This window comes from Pseudoalteromonas sp. SG44-17 (assembly GCF_014164235.1).
Lineage (GTDB): Bacteria > Pseudomonadota > Gammaproteobacteria > Enterobacterales > Alteromonadaceae > Pseudoalteromonas > Pseudoalteromonas rhizosphaerae.
In genome coordinates this window covers 29,268-48,706 of record NZ_JACJEV010000008.1, presented here as the reverse complement: position 1 = coordinate 48,706, position 19,439 = coordinate 29,268, and the positions used below count along the sequence as shown (strand labels likewise).

The following is a 19,439-nucleotide window of genomic DNA, read 5'->3' as shown; positions in this document are numbered from 1 at the left end:
AAACTATAGCTTAGTTTGTACCCATTGCCATAGCTGCTGTAAATTATCCATGCGAGAAACAGCTAAACTTAAATCGTGGCCTAGAGTATGTTTATTCGGTATTGCAACCACAGGTACGTTTGCATTAGTTGCTGCTGTAACGCCGGTGTGTGTATCTTCAACAGCAATTGCTTGCTCTGCTGAAATCCCTAATGTTGTCAGTGCAAGTAAATAAGGGTCTCCCGCAGGTTTTGGATTTTGCACGTCGTCTTTAGTCACTACGCAGTCAAACCATTCATAAAAGCCATAGCCTTTTAAGATAGGTAACGCCTCATGGCGTGAACTACCCGTCACTAATGCCATTTTAAGATCGCTTTGCTTCACTGCCTCTAATACCTCTTCGGCAAAAGGCATTAAAGGAGGTAAATTAGTGGTAACAAATTGCTCGAATGCATCATATTTAGCCTGCGCTAACCACTGCGCTGAAACCGATAAGTTATATTGCTCAACCACTTCAATTGCCGCATCTAAGGTCGGTCGACCTGAAAAACGTTGGCAAAAATCATCTTCTTCATAGCGCACGCCAAACGGTGCTAAAACATCATTCCAACAGTTAAAGTGGACACTTTCTGAATCAACTAAAGTGCCATCCATATCAAATAATACTGCTTTTAATGTCATCCTCATTCCTTTATTTTTCAGCAACAAAAAAGGCGCTCATAGCACCTTTTTGGTTTAATACTTATGCTGTTAAACCTGCTGGCGGCTCTGCAAATGCTTCTTCACCCGTTTCAACATCTACCAACTCGTAGCCACGTTCTTTTCTAACAACTTTTAGTACAGGTTTTTCAAATGCTGTTTTTAAACGCTCTGCGTCATCTCGTAACGCATCTAAGGTGTTGCCAAAAGGCGCTGCGCCCGTTTCTGACCAATTCGTTACTTTACCATTTAGGTTATATTCAACCTCATGTATTTGATATTGCGCCGCTTCATCTTTAGTTGCTTCACAAAAAATCACTCGGTAGTTCCAAAATCCAGCCATTGTTCTTCTCTTGTTAAATTTAATTGTCGCTACTTTAGCAGTTATAAATCAGGTTTTACAATACAAAAGCCCGCAACATGTGCGGGCTTTTAATATTAGCAATTATAAAGTCTACTTAGAAAAAGTTAACTTTAAATTCAGCGCCAACATAACGCTCTTCATTAACCATTGCTGTATTGTTGTTAAAGTCGATTGCACCAATAGCAACTTGCTCATCAAATAAGTTGCGAGCAAAAATAGCTACTTCATACTCATTATTACCTTGTTCCCAAGTATAACCAGCACGCGCACCTACTTCAGTTAATGGTTTTCCTTCAAACTCAACAGCTTCATATAAGAAGAAGTTTACTTTACTGCGGTATGATACATCTGTGTAAGCATAGAAATTACCATCAGCTAACTCTGTCGTATAACGTAGTGTTAAGTTAGAAATAAACTCAGGCGCATTAGGCAAGCTGTTACCGTCAATAATAGCTTTTCCATCAACTATAGTATCTGTGATATGTAACGTATCACGAACTGGAACAGGTATTGTAATGTTGTCGTCTTTTAGCTCTGTTTTATTATAGCTAAAGTTGAACGTTGCATTTAATTCGTCTGTTAATACCCATTCAGTATCTAATTCAAAACCATAACCAGTTGTTTTGTCGGCATTGAGTAGACTCGTTGTATTTGCAGTACCACCTACAGCCGTTAACTGTTGATCATCCATTGTGAAGTAATAAACACTTGCATTTACACGGCCGCGGCCATCAAGTACATCTGATTTAATACCTGTTTCATACGACGTAACGGTCTCTGAATCAGCGGTTGTAACGTCGTCAGAAAAAGTAATACGACCTTGTATACTTGGTGCGCGGAATGTATTTGCTACTCGTGCATATAAGTTTACGTCACTGTTAAGTTTGTATGACGCAGAAATATCCCAGCTTACATGATCATCGCTTACATCTGTTGCACGAGTAATGTCTGTTGAACATTGCATTAGATTATTAAGGCAATCATCACTCACTGTTTTACGAACAGCTTCAAAGTCTTTCTTATCGTCGGAATAGCGTAAACCTGCGGTTAACTTAAGAGCATCTGATACTGTGTAATCTACAGAACCGAACACAGCCCATGCTTTAGTATCTTGTTGTTGATTAACATAACCATTCAACGCACCACCAGCTAAGGTGTCATAACCATAATTTTCGATGGTTACTGACTCATCAAAGTAAAATAAGCCCGTTTGGAAGTTAATATCACCACTAAAGTTACTTGCTAATCGTAACTCTTGTGTGTATTGATCATGATCAGGCATTACGCTTTCACTTTCTGATGGGAAAGGGATTATGCCTGGACCTTGGTAATTATCTAAAAATGCAGCACCGTAACCACCATCAATATCACCGCGAGAGCTTACTTCTGCACTTTCCCAGCCTGAAATTGACGTAATAGTATAATCGCTGAAGTCATACTCAAGCTTTAAACTTAAACCTTGCGCATCAACCGCTTGCTTTTCACGAGCCGCCGCATCGTGGTAAACAACTTTATAATCAAAGTTATCAACTAAATCGTTGGTGCCACTTTTAATTGCATTCGCGCGAAATGGAATTGGCGTACCATCCATATTACGCACGTGGTAATTTAAAAGAGCTGAGAAATCATCTTTCTCATATAAAAACTGAACACGAGCTGCGCGATCGGTGTAACCACCTAATGCATCATCTTGTTCAAAACCTGGAGCACGGTTATCGATAAAGTTGTCTTTATCTTGCCATAAGAGCGATACACGCGCCGATAAATTGTCAGTTAATCCACCACCAACAGCACCTCTAAAATCAACAGCACTATCTGTGCCGTAAGATACAGAGCTAAAACCATCAAACTCTTGGCTTGGCTTTACAGAGTCAAATTTTACCAGACCTGCAGGCGTATTACGGCCAAATAAGGTACCTTGTGGACCGCGTAGTACTTCTACACGCTCTACGTCAAAAACAGGAAAACCTTTTAAGATCGCATTTTCTTGCACTATGTCGTCAACAACGAGTGATACTGGTTGTGATGCATTCAAGTCAAAGTCGGTATTACCTAGGCCACGAACATAAAAACGTGGGAAAGTACGTCCATATGAAGATTCAATAGATAAGCTTGGGATTTTCGCATTCATAAAACGAATATCCATACCAGCTGAGCTGTATGCATCTAAGTTATCACCTTGTAGAGCAGAAACCGCTACAGGTACTTCCTGTGCGTTTTCTACACGTTTACGTGCAGTGACTTGGATAACTTCGAGTTGTTTGCTTTTTGCAACTGGAGCTTGCTCATCAGCTGCAAGAGTAGAAAATGAAGTACCTGCTACGGCAGAGAACAACGTTGCATTGATTAGGGTTGCTAACGTAGATCTTTTCATTGCTTTCATGTCGGGGTTTAACCTTTTTAGTGCACTCTTATTCAACGGTTGATGTGTTGCGCCAAATTCACTCGGCGGGTTCGGCCAATTTTTCGCGCCTTAAGTTAAGCTGCGCGGACCTCTTTGTCGAGAGTGCAAAACGAAGTAAAGAGGCTGAACGAACGCTGAAGATTATAGCACTGTGTGACACTTTTACTGCATTAATATGTACAAAAATATAAACTTTTTACAACATATGGCGACATGATAGAAGAATTTTAGAAAAATTATGCAAATATATTTATTTCATACGGACATTTGTCCTGTTAATTTCAATGGTAAAACTGTATCAGCTGTATGTAATCATCTATAGATATGTCTTTATAAACCAACTACACAAACTAACAATTTCACCCGCTAACTCGAGCAAATTCAGGATTCGCTAATTGACAATTATGCTCATTGAGTAAGCCTAGAATAGCTAAATTTAACTCTTCGATTATTTCCATATACTCGGAAAAATCAGTTGTTACTACATAACTCAATAAATCAATTTGTAATGCCCATGGCGTAAAGCCTTTAAAACGAACTCGACATGGCGTGTCATCAATCTTTTCGTGCTTATCAAGTAAGTTTTTACATGCGGCCATAAAAGCTAATAGATCATGTTGTTTAGTTTTGGCACTGAGCATTAAGTTAGGGCGATAGGAAATTCTTTCTCGCTCTGAAATGTTCTCTAACTGCATATCAACAAATTTTGCATTTGCGACGTATATAACAGATCGATCTAAAGTACGTATTCGGGTAGCACGTAAGCCTATTTCTTCGATGGTTCCCATACTTGAACCAAATTTACATAAGTTACCTATTTTCACTGGCGAAGAGATATATAAAGTAATTGCCCCTATTATATTTTCTACCGTTTTTTGCGCTGCCAATGCAATGGCTAATCCACCAATACCTAAGCCTGCAAGTAAGGTGGTGGCATTAAAACCTAAATTTTCAAACCACAATAATACGGCCACAATCACGACCAGAGTTTTTAGCACATTACTTGCTGGACGCAACAAAAATACAGCTTGTGGTTTTTTTTGCTCAATAAAGCGATCTGATAGGCGATGTTTAATAATATCAACGCAACGTAAAAACACCCAAGTCCATGCAACTAATAATACTGTTGCGCCTTGAGCAAGCGCAACGACTGTAATAGTAACATTGGAAATATCATAAAGTGAACGCGATAAAAGTACAGCCAACAATAAGCAGATAGGCCCTTTAATAAGCGCGAGTACATCGTCAGGTGTTTGCACTATAAAACGATGTAAGATCGCTGCAAAAATTCGTGTAATTAATATCGCAAGCAAAAAGAACGCAAAAAACGACCCGATAAAATAAACCCACTGCCATACCATTACTCCCAACAACTGTGTTTTGGGTAAATTATTATAAAGCCACTCGCCAAGCACGTTATAACCAAATTCATCAATTAAAAATGGGATATTACTAACTGTTGCATTCGATATTTTCCAAACTTTATTATTTCCTTTTTCATCAGGAACACGTTGTAATAATATTTGTACAGGCCCTCGCGACGTCGTTATCTCAGCAACTAAATCTCGATAACTAGGTACTGGTTCATTTTTCTTTCCTTCAGGTTTGTTACTTAATGTATCGATATCAATCCATAGCGTGCGATCAAAAACCAGTGACAGTTGCTCAGCCAGTAACTCTGGTGCAATTGCTTTAACTTCAGGTGGTAAATTTCGATAATCTAAATAATTTGTTGCTAGGGCATAATCGCGTTGGTTTACAGCACGTAAATAAGCCCGCATTGTAGTACTAGGAGTAATACGGTGGAATTCATCATAGGGCAAAGAATCAATATCAATTTCTTTGCCGGTTTCCGCGGAAGTAATTACCGTTGCTTGTAATGACTGTTCGACCTCTGAATTAGGGTTACTTTGACTATCTTCTTTGTTCTCATTATCAAACAGAGATTTTACCGTTATCTCTGGCTGTGCGAATAAACTGAAACTCAAAGAAAATAATATGGACAAGCCAATTAGTTTTAATAATGTTATGAAGTACTTATCCATAAATCAATTCCTTGAGCTGTTTTAATTTAGCACCTTACCTGTTATTAACTATAAAAGCGTTAACACTTATTTAAAAGTTAAAAACAGTATACTTCACTAGAAACTTCGCTCTAGGGCGTATTTATCTTTCTAGGTTACTATTACAGCAATATATTTGGTTTTTAGGTAAGACAAAGCTATATAGTGTGGTTATTTCCCATAAGTAAGCAATAACGCTGCATGTGATTAGGACGTAAAACAAAAAGAAAGTGGCATATCAAATTTAAAGCTAATAGCATCAAGAGACGTCGGTTTCTCTCATTTTTAACCTTAGCCAAACACATCATTAAGCTATTTAAGAAACGTATTACAAAACGACGTGGAAAAGTCTCAAAAACTTTATTTTGAATGAATAAAAGCGCTCATTAGGTAAAATCAGGGTCTATCAGCTCGAACGGTTTTGCCTAGGACGTTTAATTTTTTGTTGCCCGCATAGATGTAGATTAGAAACATGGGAAGATGCACAAACTTTGCTCTATTTTCACTTAGCCCACGTAGGTTACAAATCTAGCGTCATGATCTACTCGCCCCTAAAATGGAATGAATTTTAGCTCCCAAAGGTCAAAATGCCCCAACGCTATACACATAACGTGGAGTTTGACCTAAGTACCTACACAAGCTAACGTATATGCAGTATTTATGCTGTTAAATATAATTTTAGCGCTGTCATTAAGGAATAGAATGGATCTAACCACCACACTTTCAAAAAACTGGTCAGTACTGTTAGTACGCGGCCTCATTGCAATTATTTTTGGCGTTATTACTTGGTTAGCACCCAATGCATCTCTGAGTATTATGTTGTTATTTTTTGCGGGCTATTTTTTATTTGATGGCATGCTAAGAACATGGGTTGCTTGGAACTCTAAGCAACACAATCCCTATTGGCGCTGGTTATTGGCCGGTGGGGTGTTATCAATCATCGCAGGACTAGTTACCCTATTTGCACCAAACGTTACCGCGATACTATTACTTTATTATGTCGCTGCGTGGGCCATAGCGATTGGCGCTGTTGAAATTTTAATTGCGCTTAAATTAAGAGCGGAAATATCTAATGAGTGGATATTAATTATTACTGGGGCAATATCAGTATTATTTGGTTTATATTTAATCTTTAATCCTAGCGCAGGGATCCATACTTTACTTTGGTTAGTCGCCACTTACGCCGTACTATTTGGTGCTTTAATTGTATTATTTTCATTAAAGCTAAAAAAGATGGTGCAACAGCAATAACTCATCAATAAAAACGAAGTAATTTGCTACTCGTTGCAGCAAATTACTTCTGCAAGACTATACCGGTACCGCTGGATTTATTTCGTTGCTCGTCCCCGCCTTAATGCAATTTCACCATCAATATGTATATCGCGTTGTGGGAAAGAAATAACGACATTATGCTCAGCAAATATTTTATATACGCTAAAACGAATATCACTGCGGACTTGGCGCAACATGGTTTCTGATTCAGCACAAACCCAAAAAATAGCATTGAACACTAAAGAGCTTTCAGCAAAATCATCAAATAACACTGAAGATGCCGGCGTCGGGAGTATTGCAGGATGTTCGCTCAACACTTGTTTGATCAGTTTTTCAACTAACAATACATCTGATCCATATGCCACACCAACACTGACAGACGAACGAGCATTGCGGTCAATCAAGGTCCAATTCGTCACTGTGTTTTCGAGTAGTTGACTGTTTGGTATAAGCATGTGCACACCATCGTTACGACGAATGCGCGTGGAGCGGGTATTAATCGTTTCAACCACCCCTTTAGCGTTGCCCACTTCTAAGAAATCTCCAATACGAATTGGCCGCTCCCACATTAAAATCCAGCCACTAATAAAGTTATTAATGATATTTTGTGCCCCGAATCCTACACCAATAGCTATAGCGCCAGAAACAAAGGCAAATGCTGTTAACGGAATATTTAACACTTCAAGGGAGGTAAATATTAAAATTGCGATACTTAACACTAAATAAATACGGGTAAATAAATGCACCGCATCAGGGTTCATTTTACGTGCGAGCAGAGTTTTTCGTATTAATCGACCAATCCATGTAACCACAAACCACATGGCAAAGAGTATCAAAGGCACTTGAATAACTTTAGCTACAGTAATTTCGATATTGTTATAACTAAAAATTACATACGATAAATAATGAGAGATTGACTCTAACGTCATACTTTTTCCAAAATTAATAAAACAAATAGCTATTCAGGGTTAAGTAAGTTTAGCACGCCATAATGGCATTTACGGAGAAGTTAAAGTTCAATATGTTTTTTATGAACAAATCATTAACATTTTCTTACAGGTAATGCTATATAAGTACTGTAAGCTTAAATAAAGCACGAGGAACGAATGATGTCACAACTGACCTTAAATCAAAAATTAGCCACGTTACAACCTTTAGTTGATTTGCAACTGTTTGAATCAAGTATTGAATACCGCAATAAAATTTTGTCTGTGCTTGCAGAGCAAGAACATACTCTTAATTGCATTAATAAAGAGTTTGGTCACCAACAACCGGCTAGTTTTGGTAGCGAAAAAAAGTTTGTTTTAGGTTACAACTAATTTTGCTACTTCGCGCATGCAACATAAACCAAAATTCCCAATTAAGTACCAACCTGTAGTAGCTTTAATACGTCCTACTGTTTAAGGCTACTATTTCTCGATTTGCACTATTTTTACCTAAAAACACGTTTTTTGCGCTTAATCCCCACCTTAAACCGATAAACTTAGTTGTATATACATGAAAATTTGCTAAGTTATGGGTGTTTTATGTCTCGCCTGTTTTTCAAGGCTCACCTATTTTATGGAGTTCTCATGCGTAAGACCCTTATAGCAACTACAATTGCTAGTGCATTATTATTATCTGCTTGTAGTTCGCAAAACGATGCTGATACAAAAGAGCAAACGACTCAAGTACAAACAGTCAATGTAGACAACGTATTGATGAAACCAAGCCCATTACAATATATGGCACCAGAATTTGATAAATTTGGTACCAGTGATTATGAACCGGCATTTGATGCAGGTATTGCCCAGCAAAAAGCGCAAATCACGGCTATCGCAAACAACCCAGCTCCAGCTACATTTAAAAACACCTTAGTTGAATTAGAACTATCGGGCGAATTGCTTGATCGCGTTTCAACCGCTTTCTATAACTTATCTGGTTTGATCTCTAATGATGAGTATCAACGTATTGCAGCAAAAATGGCCCCAGTGTTATCTGCGCATTCTGATGATATTTATCTTAACAAAGCATTATTTTCACGTGTTGAAACCATTAATGGCAATAAAGCGAAGTTAAATGCCGAAGATCAGCGTTTAGTTGAGTTTTACTACACTAAGTTTGTTAACGCTGGTGCAAAATTAGATGAAGCACAAAAAGCCAAAATGCGTGAAATCAACGCTGAGCTTGCTAAGTTATCAACAGCCTTCTCGCAAAACGTATTAAAATCGTTTAAAGAGGACGTAGTATTAGTAACCGATAAAAGCGAACTTGCTGGCCTTTCTGACGCTGAAATAGCAAGCCTTGCCGCTGCCGCTAAAAAAGCAGGTAAAGAAGGCTACATGATCACGTTAGTGAACACCACGCAACAGCCGATTCTCAGCAGCCTAAAAAACCGTAAGTTACGTGAACGTATTTTTAAAGCATCAGCGACTCGTGCGCAAAATACCAATGGCCCTATCATTATCAAAGAAACCAATTTGCGCGCTCAAAAAGCAGCACTACTTGGCTATAAAGATTGGGCTTCATATGTAATGACCACACGTATGGCTAAAACCACTGAAAACGTTTATGGCATATTAGATGACTTGGCACCTAAAGCTGTAAATAAAGCAAAAGCTGAAGCTGCTGAAATTCAAAAAGTAATTGATGCATCAGGCGAAACGTTTGCCGTACAACCATGGGACTGGGCATTCTATTCTGAAAAAGTGCGCCAAGCTAAGTACGACCTAGATCCTGCTTTAGTTAAGCCATACTTTGAAATGCAATCAGTGATCCATAACGGTTTATTTTTTGCGATGGAAAAACTGTACGGCATTACTTTCAAAGAGCGTAAAGATTTACCACTTTATCACGAAGATGTAATGGCGTTTGAAGTGTTCAACGCCGATGGTAGTGCTATTGGTTTATTCTACATGGACCCTTATGCTCGTGAAGGTAAACGTGGTGGTGCTTGGATGAGTGCATATGTTAGCCAAAGTGGCTTAAAGGGCACAAAACCTGTAATTTATAACGCACAAAACATCCCTAAACCTGCAGACGGTCAGCCAACACTGATGACCTTCTCTGAAGTTACGACTATGTTCCATGAATTTGGTCATGCGGCACACGGTTTGTTCTCAGATGTAAAATACCCAAGCCTTGCAGGCACTGCAACAGCTCGTGACTTTGTTGAATTCCCGTCACAAGCGAACGAAGATTGGAACATCGAACCAACTGTACTTGCTAACTACGCGAAGCATTACAAAACAGGTGAACCAATTCCTAAAGAATTACTCGACAAAGTACTTGAGTCACAAAACTTCAATCAAGGTTTTGGCACCACTGAGTATTTAGCTGCAGCATTACTTGATATGGAATGGCATTCATTTGGTGTTGATAAGAAAATAACTGATGTACAAAAATTTGAGCATGATGCGTTAGAGAAACACGGCATTGCTTACTACCCAGTACCACCGCGTTATAAGTCTTGTTACTTTAGCCACACCTTTGCTGGTGGCTATTCAGCAGGTTACTATGCATACCTTTGGACTGAAGTATTTGCAGCTGATGCCTTTGCACATATGACAAAGCAAGGCGGCTTAACTCGTGACAACGGTGATAGCTTCCGCAAAGAGATTTTATCAAAAGGTAACAGCCGCGACTTAATGCAAAGCTATATTGAGTTCCGTGGTCAAAAGCCAACTACCGACGCCCTACTTAAGCGCCGTGGTTTAGTTAAGTAAACCAAAATGATTATAATGGGAGTCCATAATGGACTCTCATTTTTTATCGCCATTATTCATCCTAACTTTGTTACCTTCTAACTCAAATCAACACCTTACAGAAGATATATATGCTAATCTAAATAAAAAATTTAGAGTTACACAATGCAAAATATACTTTTATTTTCAACTTGCTTACTACTGACTGCATGTGCCACAGAGCCAACTGAGCACGCCGATATAGTGATCGCTAATGCGACGATCATCGACGTAACAACCGGACAACTCAGCGTTGAACAATCCCTTGCTATTCGCGATGGTGTGATCATAAAGCGCGCTAACAACTCACTAAAAAATAACTACATTACTGAGAATTACATTGATGCTAATGATCAATTTTTAATGCCAGGCCTTTGGGATATGCATGTCCATTTTGGCGGCGGTGAAGCGCTTATAGCCGAAAACAAAGCCCTGTTACCACTTTACCTCGCGTATGGCATTACTACAGTACGTGATGCTGCTGCTGATTTAAGTGAGTCAGTTTTAAGCTGGCGAGAGCAAATTAATAATAACCAATTAGTTGGCCCGACCATTTATACATCAGGGCCCAAACTCGAAGGTAAAGACTCTATTTGGCCTGGCGACTTAGAAGTTGAAACTGTCGAGGAAATGAATGCTGCTATTGATACGCTTGATGCTATGAATGTGGATTTTGTGAAAATCACCGATAGTGCATTAACACCTGAACTTTATTTAAAAGCAGTTAAAGAAGTGAAAAAGCGTGGCTACCAAATATCTGGTCATATTCCGTTTTCGCTATCAGTTACAGATGTATCAAATGCAGGGTTAGATGCCATTGAGCATATGACCTACTTGTTAAAAGCCGCAGCAATTAATGAACCTGAAATATCAGCAAAAGTGGCTTCAGGTGAACTGAGTTACCGCAGTGCTTTGCCAATTGTTACAGCAAATATTGATAACCAAACAGCTTTAAATAAATACGCCGTGTTAGCTCAAAATAACACGGCCGTAGTACCTACTTTAATTGGTGGTCAAATCACCGCTTATATTGATGAAGATAACCATCAAGATGATGAGTTTTTAAATTATTTAGGTAAAGGTCTTAAAGCCACTTACCAATGGCGTGTAGACAGAGCCAATAAAGATACCCAAGATCAAATCAAACAACGTAAAGAACGCTTTGTTAAAACAGCTCAATTACTACCTTTAGCACAACAGGCTGGCGTATCAATTATTGCTGGGACCGACGCTGGATTTTTAAATTCGTATATTTACCCAGGTTTATCTCTTCATCAAGAGCTGGCTATTTTTAGTGATTATGGCTTAACGCCATTACAAACATTGCAATCAGCAACACTTGCTGGACCACAGTTTTTAGGTAAAACGGCGCAGTTTGGAGAACTTACAGAAGGCAAAACCGCCGATATCATTTTCTTAACTGATAACCCATTAATTGATGTACGTAACACGCAAAAGCTCACTGGGGTTATTTCTCATAGTCGTTATTACAATAAAGCAGCACTTGAACAGCTAAAAGTAGATGCCAAGCAATTCGTTAGTTCACAACAGTAAATTAATCACCGGGCTCAGGTTACTTCACTGAGCCACTCCCTTTAATACTCGTTGTAGTATACACTCGCGCTTTTAGTTTGGAGTAAGCACTATGGGCTACTTATTTGCCGTCACTCTATTATGGGCGTTTTCATTTAGTTTAATTGGCGTATATTTAGCAGGTCAAGTTGATGCTTGGTTTAGTGTATTAATTCGCGTAGCCCTAGCCACACTGCTATTTTTACCGTTTTTAAAACGAACACCTCCCCAACTTGCTTGCAAACTCATGCTGATAGGCGCAGTACAACTCGGTATTATGTATAGCTTTTATTACCACTCATTTTTGTTCTTAAGTGTGCCTGAAGTACTGCTATTTACTGTAATGACCCCGCTTTACATCACGTTATTAAACGATGCGTGCAACAAGTATTTTAACCCACAGTTTTTTATAGTCGCTTTTATTGCCGTGCTGGGTGCAATTACTATTCGCTATGAAAACTTAGACAGTAACTTCTTAGTCGGATTATTACTGGTACAAGGCGCTAATATTAGTTTTGCTGTAGGACAAGTAACCTACAAACGTTTAATGCTAGGTAAGCAGCTTGATGATAAAACTGTATTTGGCTGGTTTTTTATTGGTGCACTGATTGTTGCAAGTAGCTGTTATGTCTTATTTGGTAACTCAAACAAATTACCGAGCACCTCAACACAATGGGGCATATTGATTTATTTAGGAGTTGTGGCATCTGGTGTTGGCTATTTTATGTGGAATAAAGGCGCCACGCTTGTCAATGTGGGCGCACTGGCGGTGATGAACAACTTGCTTATTCCTGCAGGCATTGTTGTTAATGTACTTATTTGGAATAGAGACGCGGACATACTCAGATTAAGTATTGGCGCGGGGGTTATGCTATTTGCCTTAGTGGTAAACCAAATAATGGCTAAAAGAGTAAATTAATTACTCTGTAGTTAAACTGTCACTAATAATTAGTAAGGTAGCGTCCACTCTGATTTTTAAGGACAAATAATGAAGCTCACACCTTTACTGACTAGTTGTTTATTATTAATTACACTAGCTGGCTGCGATGACGATGTAGAAATAGTCGAAAAAGAAGTGGTTGTTACCAACACTGAAGTTGAAATTGTTAAAGTTCCTACCCCGGTTATTGTTGAAGTAGCGCAAGGTACGAATATTCAACTCGGTGCTCGCCCCGACTACTTAATTGACGATATGGCCACCAGCGCACTAAAAACAAAATTAGAATCGTGCAAAGACGGCCCTTTTTATCGTACTGATTTTTCAATTGGTCACCGCGGTGCACCTATGCAATACCCAGAGCACACTAAAGAATCTTACATTGCAGCAGCTCGTATGGGCGCTGGCATTGTCGAGTGCGATGTGACGTTTACAAATGATAAAGAGCTGGTATGCCGCCATTCACAATGCGATTTACATACCACCACTAATATTTTAGCGATCCCAGAACTTGCCGCTAAATGCAGCGTGCCATTTACGCCAGCGGATCCTAACAGTGGTACACCCGCTGCAGCTAAATGTTGCACCAGCGATATTAGCCTGGCGGAATTTTTAACCCTTGAGGGTAAAATGGATGGCGCGAACACCAATGCCACCAATGTTAACGATTATATGAATGGAACACCGAGTTGGCGCACTGATTTATACGCCACCTCAGGTACACTCATGACCCATAAACAAAGTATTGCGCTATTTAAAGAGCTGGGTGTAAAAATGACCCCAGAGCTGAAATCGCCTCAAGTGAGCATGCCTTTTAATGGTATGACTCAAGCGCAATATGCACAAAAAATGCTGGATGAATACACGCAAATGGACGTACCCGCAAACCATGTTTATCCGCAATCATTTAACCTAGCCGACGTAGAATATTGGATTAGCACTAATCCTGAATTTGCAGCGCAAAGTGTGTATTTGGATGGTCGCGACAGCAATGCAGGGTTTGATCCTAATAACGCAGCAACATGGCAGCCAAGCATGGCAGAGCTAGCTACTGATGGCGTTAAAATTATAGCGCCCCCTATTTGGATGCTGCTAACCATAGATAACGACAGTAATATTGTACCCTCACAGTACGCTATAGATGCTAAGGCCGCAGGGCTTAATATTATTGCATGGAGCCTTGAACGCTCTGGCCCTCTAAATGAAGGCGGCGGTTATTATTATCAATCTATTAGTGATGTTATAGATAACGATGGCGACATGTTAACTGTGGTTGATGTTTTAGCACAAGAAGTGGGGGTCATGGGGATATTTTCCGATTGGCCAGCAACCGTAAGTTACTATGCTAGCTGTAATAAAATGCCTGCAAGTATTTAAACTTTAAGGCGTGTTTATTTTATCGCGCTCAGTTACCATATATTTTATATTATTTAACTGAGCGCTTTTATGATCATCCAACACCACCATGCAGACTTGCCTACCCCAACAGGTTTAATGCGCACCACGGTTTACCGCCCCGAAATGTCAGGGCAATTTCCCGCGATTATTTTTTATTCTGAAATATTTCAGCAAACCGCGCCTATTGCTCGCAGCGCTGCACTTTTAGCAAGCCATGGTTTTGTAGTACTTGTGCCAGAAGTGTTTCATGAGCTAAACCCTATCGGGACAGTGCTTGCTTATGATGATGCGGGTAAAGATAAAGGTAATAACGATAAGTGGGCAAAATCACTTGAATCCCACGATAGCGATACCCAAGCGTTGCTCGACTTTGTACAAACACAAGATTATTGCACCGGCTCTATAGGTACTATGGGTGTCTGTATTGGCGGTCACTTAGCTTATAGAGCCGCATTAAACACACACATAAAAGCCGCATTTTGCTTATATGCCACCGACATTCATAGCGATACACTCCCCGCACAAGCCGGTAATAACTCGTTTGAACGCATGGCTGATATACAAGGTGAGATTCACTTTATTTGGGGAAAGCAAGACCCCCATGTGCCACAACAAGGTCGCGACAAAATTTATCAACAAGCTGTTAGTATGGGTATTAATTACCAATGGCAAGAAGTTAACGCCCAACATGCCTTTATGCGTGATGAGGGTGAGCGATACGACGGCGCACTAGCAATCACCATGTACCAGCAAGCCGTTGCATTATTTAACCGTACTTTGTAAGCCATAAATTAGACATTTTTAAGCATACCCAATGCGGTATGCCTTTTTATAAAATAATCTTTTAAATAATCGATAAATAAGCGCAGCTTCTTAGAATCGGCGCCGCCGGGTGGAAATACGCCGTAAAGTTCTATATCTTTACTTTTATAGTCATCGAGTACAATTTCCAATAGCCCAGCTTGAACTTTTGGCCATGCATCGTAAAGTGGAATACGCCCGATACCATGGCCTGCTTCAACAAAAGCAGTTCGCGCCGCAGCGTTATTAGTCCTTAAACCACCTTGCATAGTTAAGTTATGCTTTTTACCATCTTTTTGTAGCGTTAATGTTTTACTGCCGAGCTGATACACCACCCATTGATGTTCGCTTAATTGCGCTGGAGTTTTAGGTTTACCGTAATGGGCAAAATAATCTGGCGAGCCACAAATACAGGTACTCATCGTAGTGAGTTTAGTCGCTTGTAAATTGGAGTCACTAAGCGCCACACCGCGAATCGCAAAATCAAAGCCATTTTTAATAATATCAATCACTTCGTCACTTAACTGTAAATCAATATCGATTTTGGGATACTGACGTTTAAAATCATTGATTGCAGGCACAACCAACTGCATACCGACATTCACCGGGCAGCTAATTTTAAGTAAGCCTTGTGGTTCGCTTTTTATATTTTCTATTTGCTGTTTAGCCGCATTAGCTTGCTCAGTAATAATTCTGCAGCGCTCATAATAAGCAATCCCCGCTTCGGTCAGAGCCATAGTTCGCGTTGAACGATTAAGCAGCGTCACTTCCAGTTGGGTTTCTAATTTTTTTAAGTGATAACTTGCCACTGCACGAGTAAACCCCAATTGTTTGGCGGCCGCCGTTAAACTGCCCTGCTCTACAATTTGTGCAAATACCACCATACTTTTGAGTTGCTCAAACGATACCTTCATAAGATCTCCTATACTGACTTACTTTATTGTATCAATTATTAAACCAATAAAGTTGAATTTATCATCGTTGTTTAAAGTAACCTTAGTGCATATAGTAGTTAGTAAGATAAATTAAAAATTTAAATCATCAGAAGGAATATGGTTATGGCTAAAAAAATACTTATGGTTCTTACCTCTCATGCAGAGCTTGGCAATACCGGTCATAAAACGGGCTTTTGGGTCGAAGAATTTGCGGCTCCTTATTATGCATTTATTGATGCCGGTGCTGAGGTTACACTCGCATCAGTAAAAGGCGGGCAACCACCGATTGATCCAAATAGCGCCGCACCTGATGCCGCAACAGATGCTACAAAACGTTTTGATAACGACAGTGCAGCACAAACATTGATGGCCAATACAAAAGCGCTTGGTGATGTAAATGCCAGCGACTTTGACGCCGTATTTTACCCAGGCGGTCATGGCCCATTATGGGACTTAGTTGACAATACAGACTCAATTTCATTGATTGAAGACTTTATCAAAACAGAAAAACCTGTTGCAGCTGTTTGCCACGCAAGTGCCGTGTTTTTAAATGCTAAAAATTCAGATGGCAGTGCATTGGTTGCAGGTAAGAAAGTAACTGGCTTTAGCAACAGTGAAGAAGCCGCAGTGCAACTTACTGACATTGTTCCATTGTTGGTAGAAGATGAGCTGATCAAAAAAGGCGGTGATTACCAAAAAACGGATGATTGGGGTGTGCTCGCATTAGTCGATGGCTTATTGATCACCGGTCAAAATCCTGCCAGCTCTGAGCTTGCAGCGCAAAAACTGCTGACCCAATTAGGCTAATTCTTTAATATTGTAACTAAAGCCTTGCTTAACCCAGCAAGGCTTTTCAATTAAGCATCAGGATAGGTATACTCAGTCAAACATATTTAAAATTAAGTGATGTATGGCAAACCCAAAAAGCTCTTTGAGCATTCCTCCTCTAGTCAGTAAACGCTTTACGCTTATTGGTATTATTTTATTGTGTGTTTTACTGCAAATTATTAATAGCTTACCAGGCGTTAACTTAAATGGATTAGGTATTTACCCTCGCAGTCTAAGTGGCTTAACGGGTATTTTTTTCGCGCCTTTTTTACATGGCGGCTGGGCACATTTGCTTAGTAACTTAATCCCATTTGCAGTGCTTGGCTGGCTAGTCTGCCAATATAGCGTCAAACGGTTTTGGGCTGTATTTATCTTTACTGCTGTGGTTGGAGGATTACTGGTTTGGCTATTTGGTCGCGCTAATATTCACGTTGGCCTGAGCGGTGTACTTTATGGCTTGTGGGGCTTTTTAATTTGCTACGGCATTATGCATCGGTCATTTAAGGCCATTGCTATTAGTGTCGCGGTGATATTTTTATATAGTGGTTTAATTTGGGGTGTTTTGCCACAGCGTCCCCATGTGTCATTTGAAAGCCACCTGTTTGGCGCACTCGCTGGTATTCTTATTGGCTATTATTTAGCAAAACAAGATAAGAAAAGCGCAAGTTACAAGCTTTAAAGTTAGCAAGGTTAAAGATAAAATATTAACCGTCATTATCTCGGATTAAATAAATTTGCGCTTTCTCTATTTCGGTTAGCGCTTTATACCCTCGTGGATAAGGCCATCCATGACCTCATCTAAATGATCTTCATATTACCAATGAAAGTTATCTTTGCTTCCCTTGCTCTAAATGATCAACTAGGATGGGTTGTTCGTAACCTTAATTAAAGTAACCAACGTTTAAGGAGTTTTGATGAGTAACAGCGAAAACTATACCCCGCCTAAAGTATGGCTGTGGGACGCGGAAAGTGGCGGTGACTGGGCAAAAATAAATCGACCAATTGCAGGCGCTACGCACCAGCAAGATTTACCCGTTGGTGAGCACCCTCTTCAGCTTTACTCACTGGCAACCCCTAATGGCCAAAAAGTCACCATCATGCTTGAAGAACTATTAGAGCTTGGTATCACTGAAGCCGAATATGATGCGTTTTTAATTAAAATCGGCGATGGCGATCAATTTGGCTCAGGCTTTGTGGGTGTTAACCCTAATTCAAAAATTCCAGCGCTGATGGATCACAGTACGACCCCTATAACGCGGGTGTTTGAATCAGGTGCTATTTTACAATACTTAGCAGAGAAGTTTGATGCGCTAGTGCCAAGCGACCACACCAGTAAAACCGAATGCCGTAACTGGTTATTTTGGCAAATGGGATCAGCACCTTATTTAGGCGGTGGTTTTGGTCATTTCTATGCCTATGCACCACACAAAATGCAATATCCTATTGACCGATTTACGATGGAAGTTAAACGCCAGCTAGATGTATTAAACCGCCATTTAAGTGATCATGATTACATGGCTGGTAGTGACTATTCAATCGCAGATATTGCTATTTGGCCATGGTATGGCTCGCTGGTATTGGGATATTTATACGACGCCGCCGAGTTTTTAGATGTTGAATCATATACCCACGTGATGCGCTGGGCAAAACAGATTGAACGCCGCCCTGCAGTAAAGCGTGGTCGCAGAGTTAACCAGACTTGGGGACCAGAAGATGAGCAACTAGCCGAGCGCCACAGTAAAAGCGACTTTTAACGAAAACCTAACAGCGCGATTAGTATGACTAACCGCGCTGTTACTTATGCTGGCTGTAAATCTATTTGGTTATTTCGCGCCTGCAGGATCTGTAAGCCGCGAGCTAAGAATATGCCACTTAAAATACCGTAAATCGCGCTGACAATAACCATAAATTCTGTACTTTGCGTAACTGCTAGTTGTATTGCCAACATCACTCCAACACAATATTTAGTAAAGAAAATGGCCATTATTAGTATAAATGGTACTTTGCTACCAGGTATATGAAACACATGCTGCTCACTTATGTAGCGCACTCCCTTTGGCAAACCGAATTGACGAGCGACTCCCCAACCAAGTACTAAACACACAAACCAAACTGCTAATGCAATTACACCAGAAAATGCGGAGTACACCCCAAAAACTGACAGGCCAGCCATTGCGACAGGTAACACACAAACACTGCGTAACGTGACCTCTCTTGCTCGGGTTTGTTTGACACCAAGCACAATCAGGCCGGCAAATAACGCGAACACCCACAGCGGTGTATGTTTAATTATATCAATCACTAAACTTCCTTTTTATTGTTGTTATTGCTTATTGTATTAGTGCCTTGAGCTTAATCTTATTTAAATAATTAATAAAGTTACAATTACATTTTTTTAACCTTTATATACGTAGCAAGCTTAATGGGCCATCTCGATGCTAACTTAGAGAATAGTAAAAGGCGAC

At 39.9% G+C, this 19,439-nt stretch carries 17 protein-coding genes; 10 read left to right on the top strand and 7 right to left on the bottom strand.

Annotated features, from left to right (window positions below):
- Positions 1-3: 3 nt before the first annotated feature.
- From H5182_RS08005 to H5182_RS07990, 4 genes are all read right to left on the bottom strand, one after another.
- Positions 4-660 (bottom strand): HAD family phosphatase, encoded by a 657-nt coding sequence (locus H5182_RS08005; protein ID WP_182759853.1) that lies wholly within the window; start codon positions 658-660, stop codon positions 4-6.
- 61 nt (positions 661-721) lie between these two features.
- Positions 722-1,021, bottom strand: a complete 300-nt coding sequence (locus tag H5182_RS08000; RefSeq protein WP_145237374.1) for a hypothetical protein — start codon at positions 1,019-1,021, stop codon at positions 722-724.
- Positions 1,022-1,136: 115 nt separating this feature from the next.
- Positions 1,137-3,425, bottom strand: coding sequence for a TonB-dependent receptor (locus H5182_RS07995; protein ID WP_182759852.1), 2,289 nt, complete (start codon positions 3,423-3,425; stop codon positions 1,137-1,139).
- Between the two features lie 380 nt (positions 3,426-3,805).
- A complete protein-coding gene (locus tag H5182_RS07990) occupies positions 3,806-5,491 on the bottom strand; it encodes a mechanosensitive ion channel family protein (RefSeq protein ID WP_182731078.1) in 1,686 nt (561 codons plus the stop codon).
- Positions 5,492-6,211: 720 nt separating this feature from the next.
- Here H5182_RS07990 and H5182_RS07985 point away from each other — a divergent pair.
- Complete coding sequence (locus H5182_RS07985; protein ID WP_145237379.1) at positions 6,212-6,760, top strand: HdeD family acid-resistance protein; 549 nt, start codon at positions 6,212-6,214, stop codon at positions 6,758-6,760.
- Between the two features lie 77 nt (positions 6,761-6,837).
- On the opposite strand, the gene H5182_RS07980 is transcribed toward H5182_RS07985, so the two are convergent.
- Entirely contained in the window at positions 6,838-7,710 is an 873-nt protein-coding gene (locus H5182_RS07980) for a mechanosensitive ion channel family protein (protein ID WP_145237382.1), read from the bottom strand.
- Between the two features lie 180 nt (positions 7,711-7,890).
- Between H5182_RS07980 and H5182_RS07975 the strand changes: the two genes are divergently transcribed.
- The 6 genes from H5182_RS07975 (at position 7,891) to H5182_RS07950 (ending at position 15,193) form a co-directional block, all read left to right on the top strand.
- Positions 7,891-8,100 carry a hypothetical protein gene (locus tag H5182_RS07975; protein ID WP_145237750.1) on the top strand — a complete coding sequence of 70 codons (210 nt, stop codon included), beginning with the start codon at positions 7,891-7,893 and terminating at the stop codon, positions 8,098-8,100.
- A gap of 252 nt (positions 8,101-8,352) precedes the next feature.
- Positions 8,353-10,485 (top strand): M3 family metallopeptidase, encoded by a 2,133-nt coding sequence (locus H5182_RS07970; protein WP_145237386.1) that lies wholly within the window; start codon positions 8,353-8,355, stop codon positions 10,483-10,485.
- Positions 10,486-10,629: 144 nt separating this feature from the next.
- Complete coding sequence (locus H5182_RS07965; protein WP_182759851.1) at positions 10,630-12,057, top strand: amidohydrolase family protein; 1,428 nt, start codon at positions 10,630-10,632, stop codon at positions 12,055-12,057.
- 91 nt (positions 12,058-12,148) lie between these two features.
- Positions 12,149-12,994, top strand: coding sequence for a carboxylate/amino acid/amine transporter (locus tag H5182_RS07960; protein WP_182759850.1), 846 nt, complete (start codon positions 12,149-12,151; stop codon positions 12,992-12,994).
- Between the two features lie 69 nt (positions 12,995-13,063).
- Positions 13,064-14,389, top strand: a complete 1,326-nt coding sequence (locus H5182_RS07955; protein WP_182759849.1) for a glycerophosphodiester phosphodiesterase family protein — start codon at positions 13,064-13,066, stop codon at positions 14,387-14,389.
- A 69-nt stretch (positions 14,390-14,458) separates the two neighbouring features.
- Positions 14,459-15,193: a dienelactone hydrolase family protein gene (locus H5182_RS07950; RefSeq protein ID WP_182759848.1), complete on the top strand. Its 735-nt coding sequence runs from the start codon at positions 14,459-14,461 to the stop codon at positions 15,191-15,193.
- A gap of 8 nt (positions 15,194-15,201) precedes the next feature.
- On the opposite strand, the gene H5182_RS07945 is transcribed toward H5182_RS07950, so the two are convergent.
- Positions 15,202-16,125: a LysR family transcriptional regulator gene (locus H5182_RS07945; RefSeq protein ID WP_149980844.1), complete on the bottom strand. Its 924-nt coding sequence runs from the start codon at positions 16,123-16,125 to the stop codon at positions 15,202-15,204.
- 144 nt (positions 16,126-16,269) lie between these two features.
- Between H5182_RS07945 and H5182_RS07940 the strand changes: the two genes are divergently transcribed.
- The 3 genes from H5182_RS07940 to yghU all read left to right on the top strand — a co-directional run bounded on the left by H5182_RS07940 (position 16,270) and on the right by yghU (position 18,728).
- Positions 16,270-16,953 (top strand): type 1 glutamine amidotransferase domain-containing protein, encoded by a 684-nt coding sequence (locus H5182_RS07940; protein WP_149980845.1) that lies wholly within the window; start codon positions 16,270-16,272, stop codon positions 16,951-16,953.
- A gap of 103 nt (positions 16,954-17,056) precedes the next feature.
- Positions 17,057-17,653 (top strand): rhomboid family intramembrane serine protease, encoded by a 597-nt coding sequence (locus H5182_RS07935; RefSeq protein ID WP_182759847.1) that lies wholly within the window; start codon positions 17,057-17,059, stop codon positions 17,651-17,653.
- Positions 17,654-17,888: 235 nt separating this feature from the next.
- Entirely contained in the window at positions 17,889-18,728 is an 840-nt protein-coding gene (yghU, locus tag H5182_RS07930; RefSeq protein WP_182759846.1) for a glutathione-dependent disulfide-bond oxidoreductase, read from the top strand.
- 44 nt (positions 18,729-18,772) lie between these two features.
- Here the strand turns inward: yghU and H5182_RS07925 are convergent, their stop codons facing one another.
- On the bottom strand, positions 18,773-19,276 hold the full coding sequence (locus H5182_RS07925) for a DUF6622 family protein (protein ID WP_182731071.1): 504 nt from the start codon (positions 19,274-19,276) through the stop codon (positions 18,773-18,775).
- Positions 19,277-19,439: the final 163 nt, after the last annotated feature.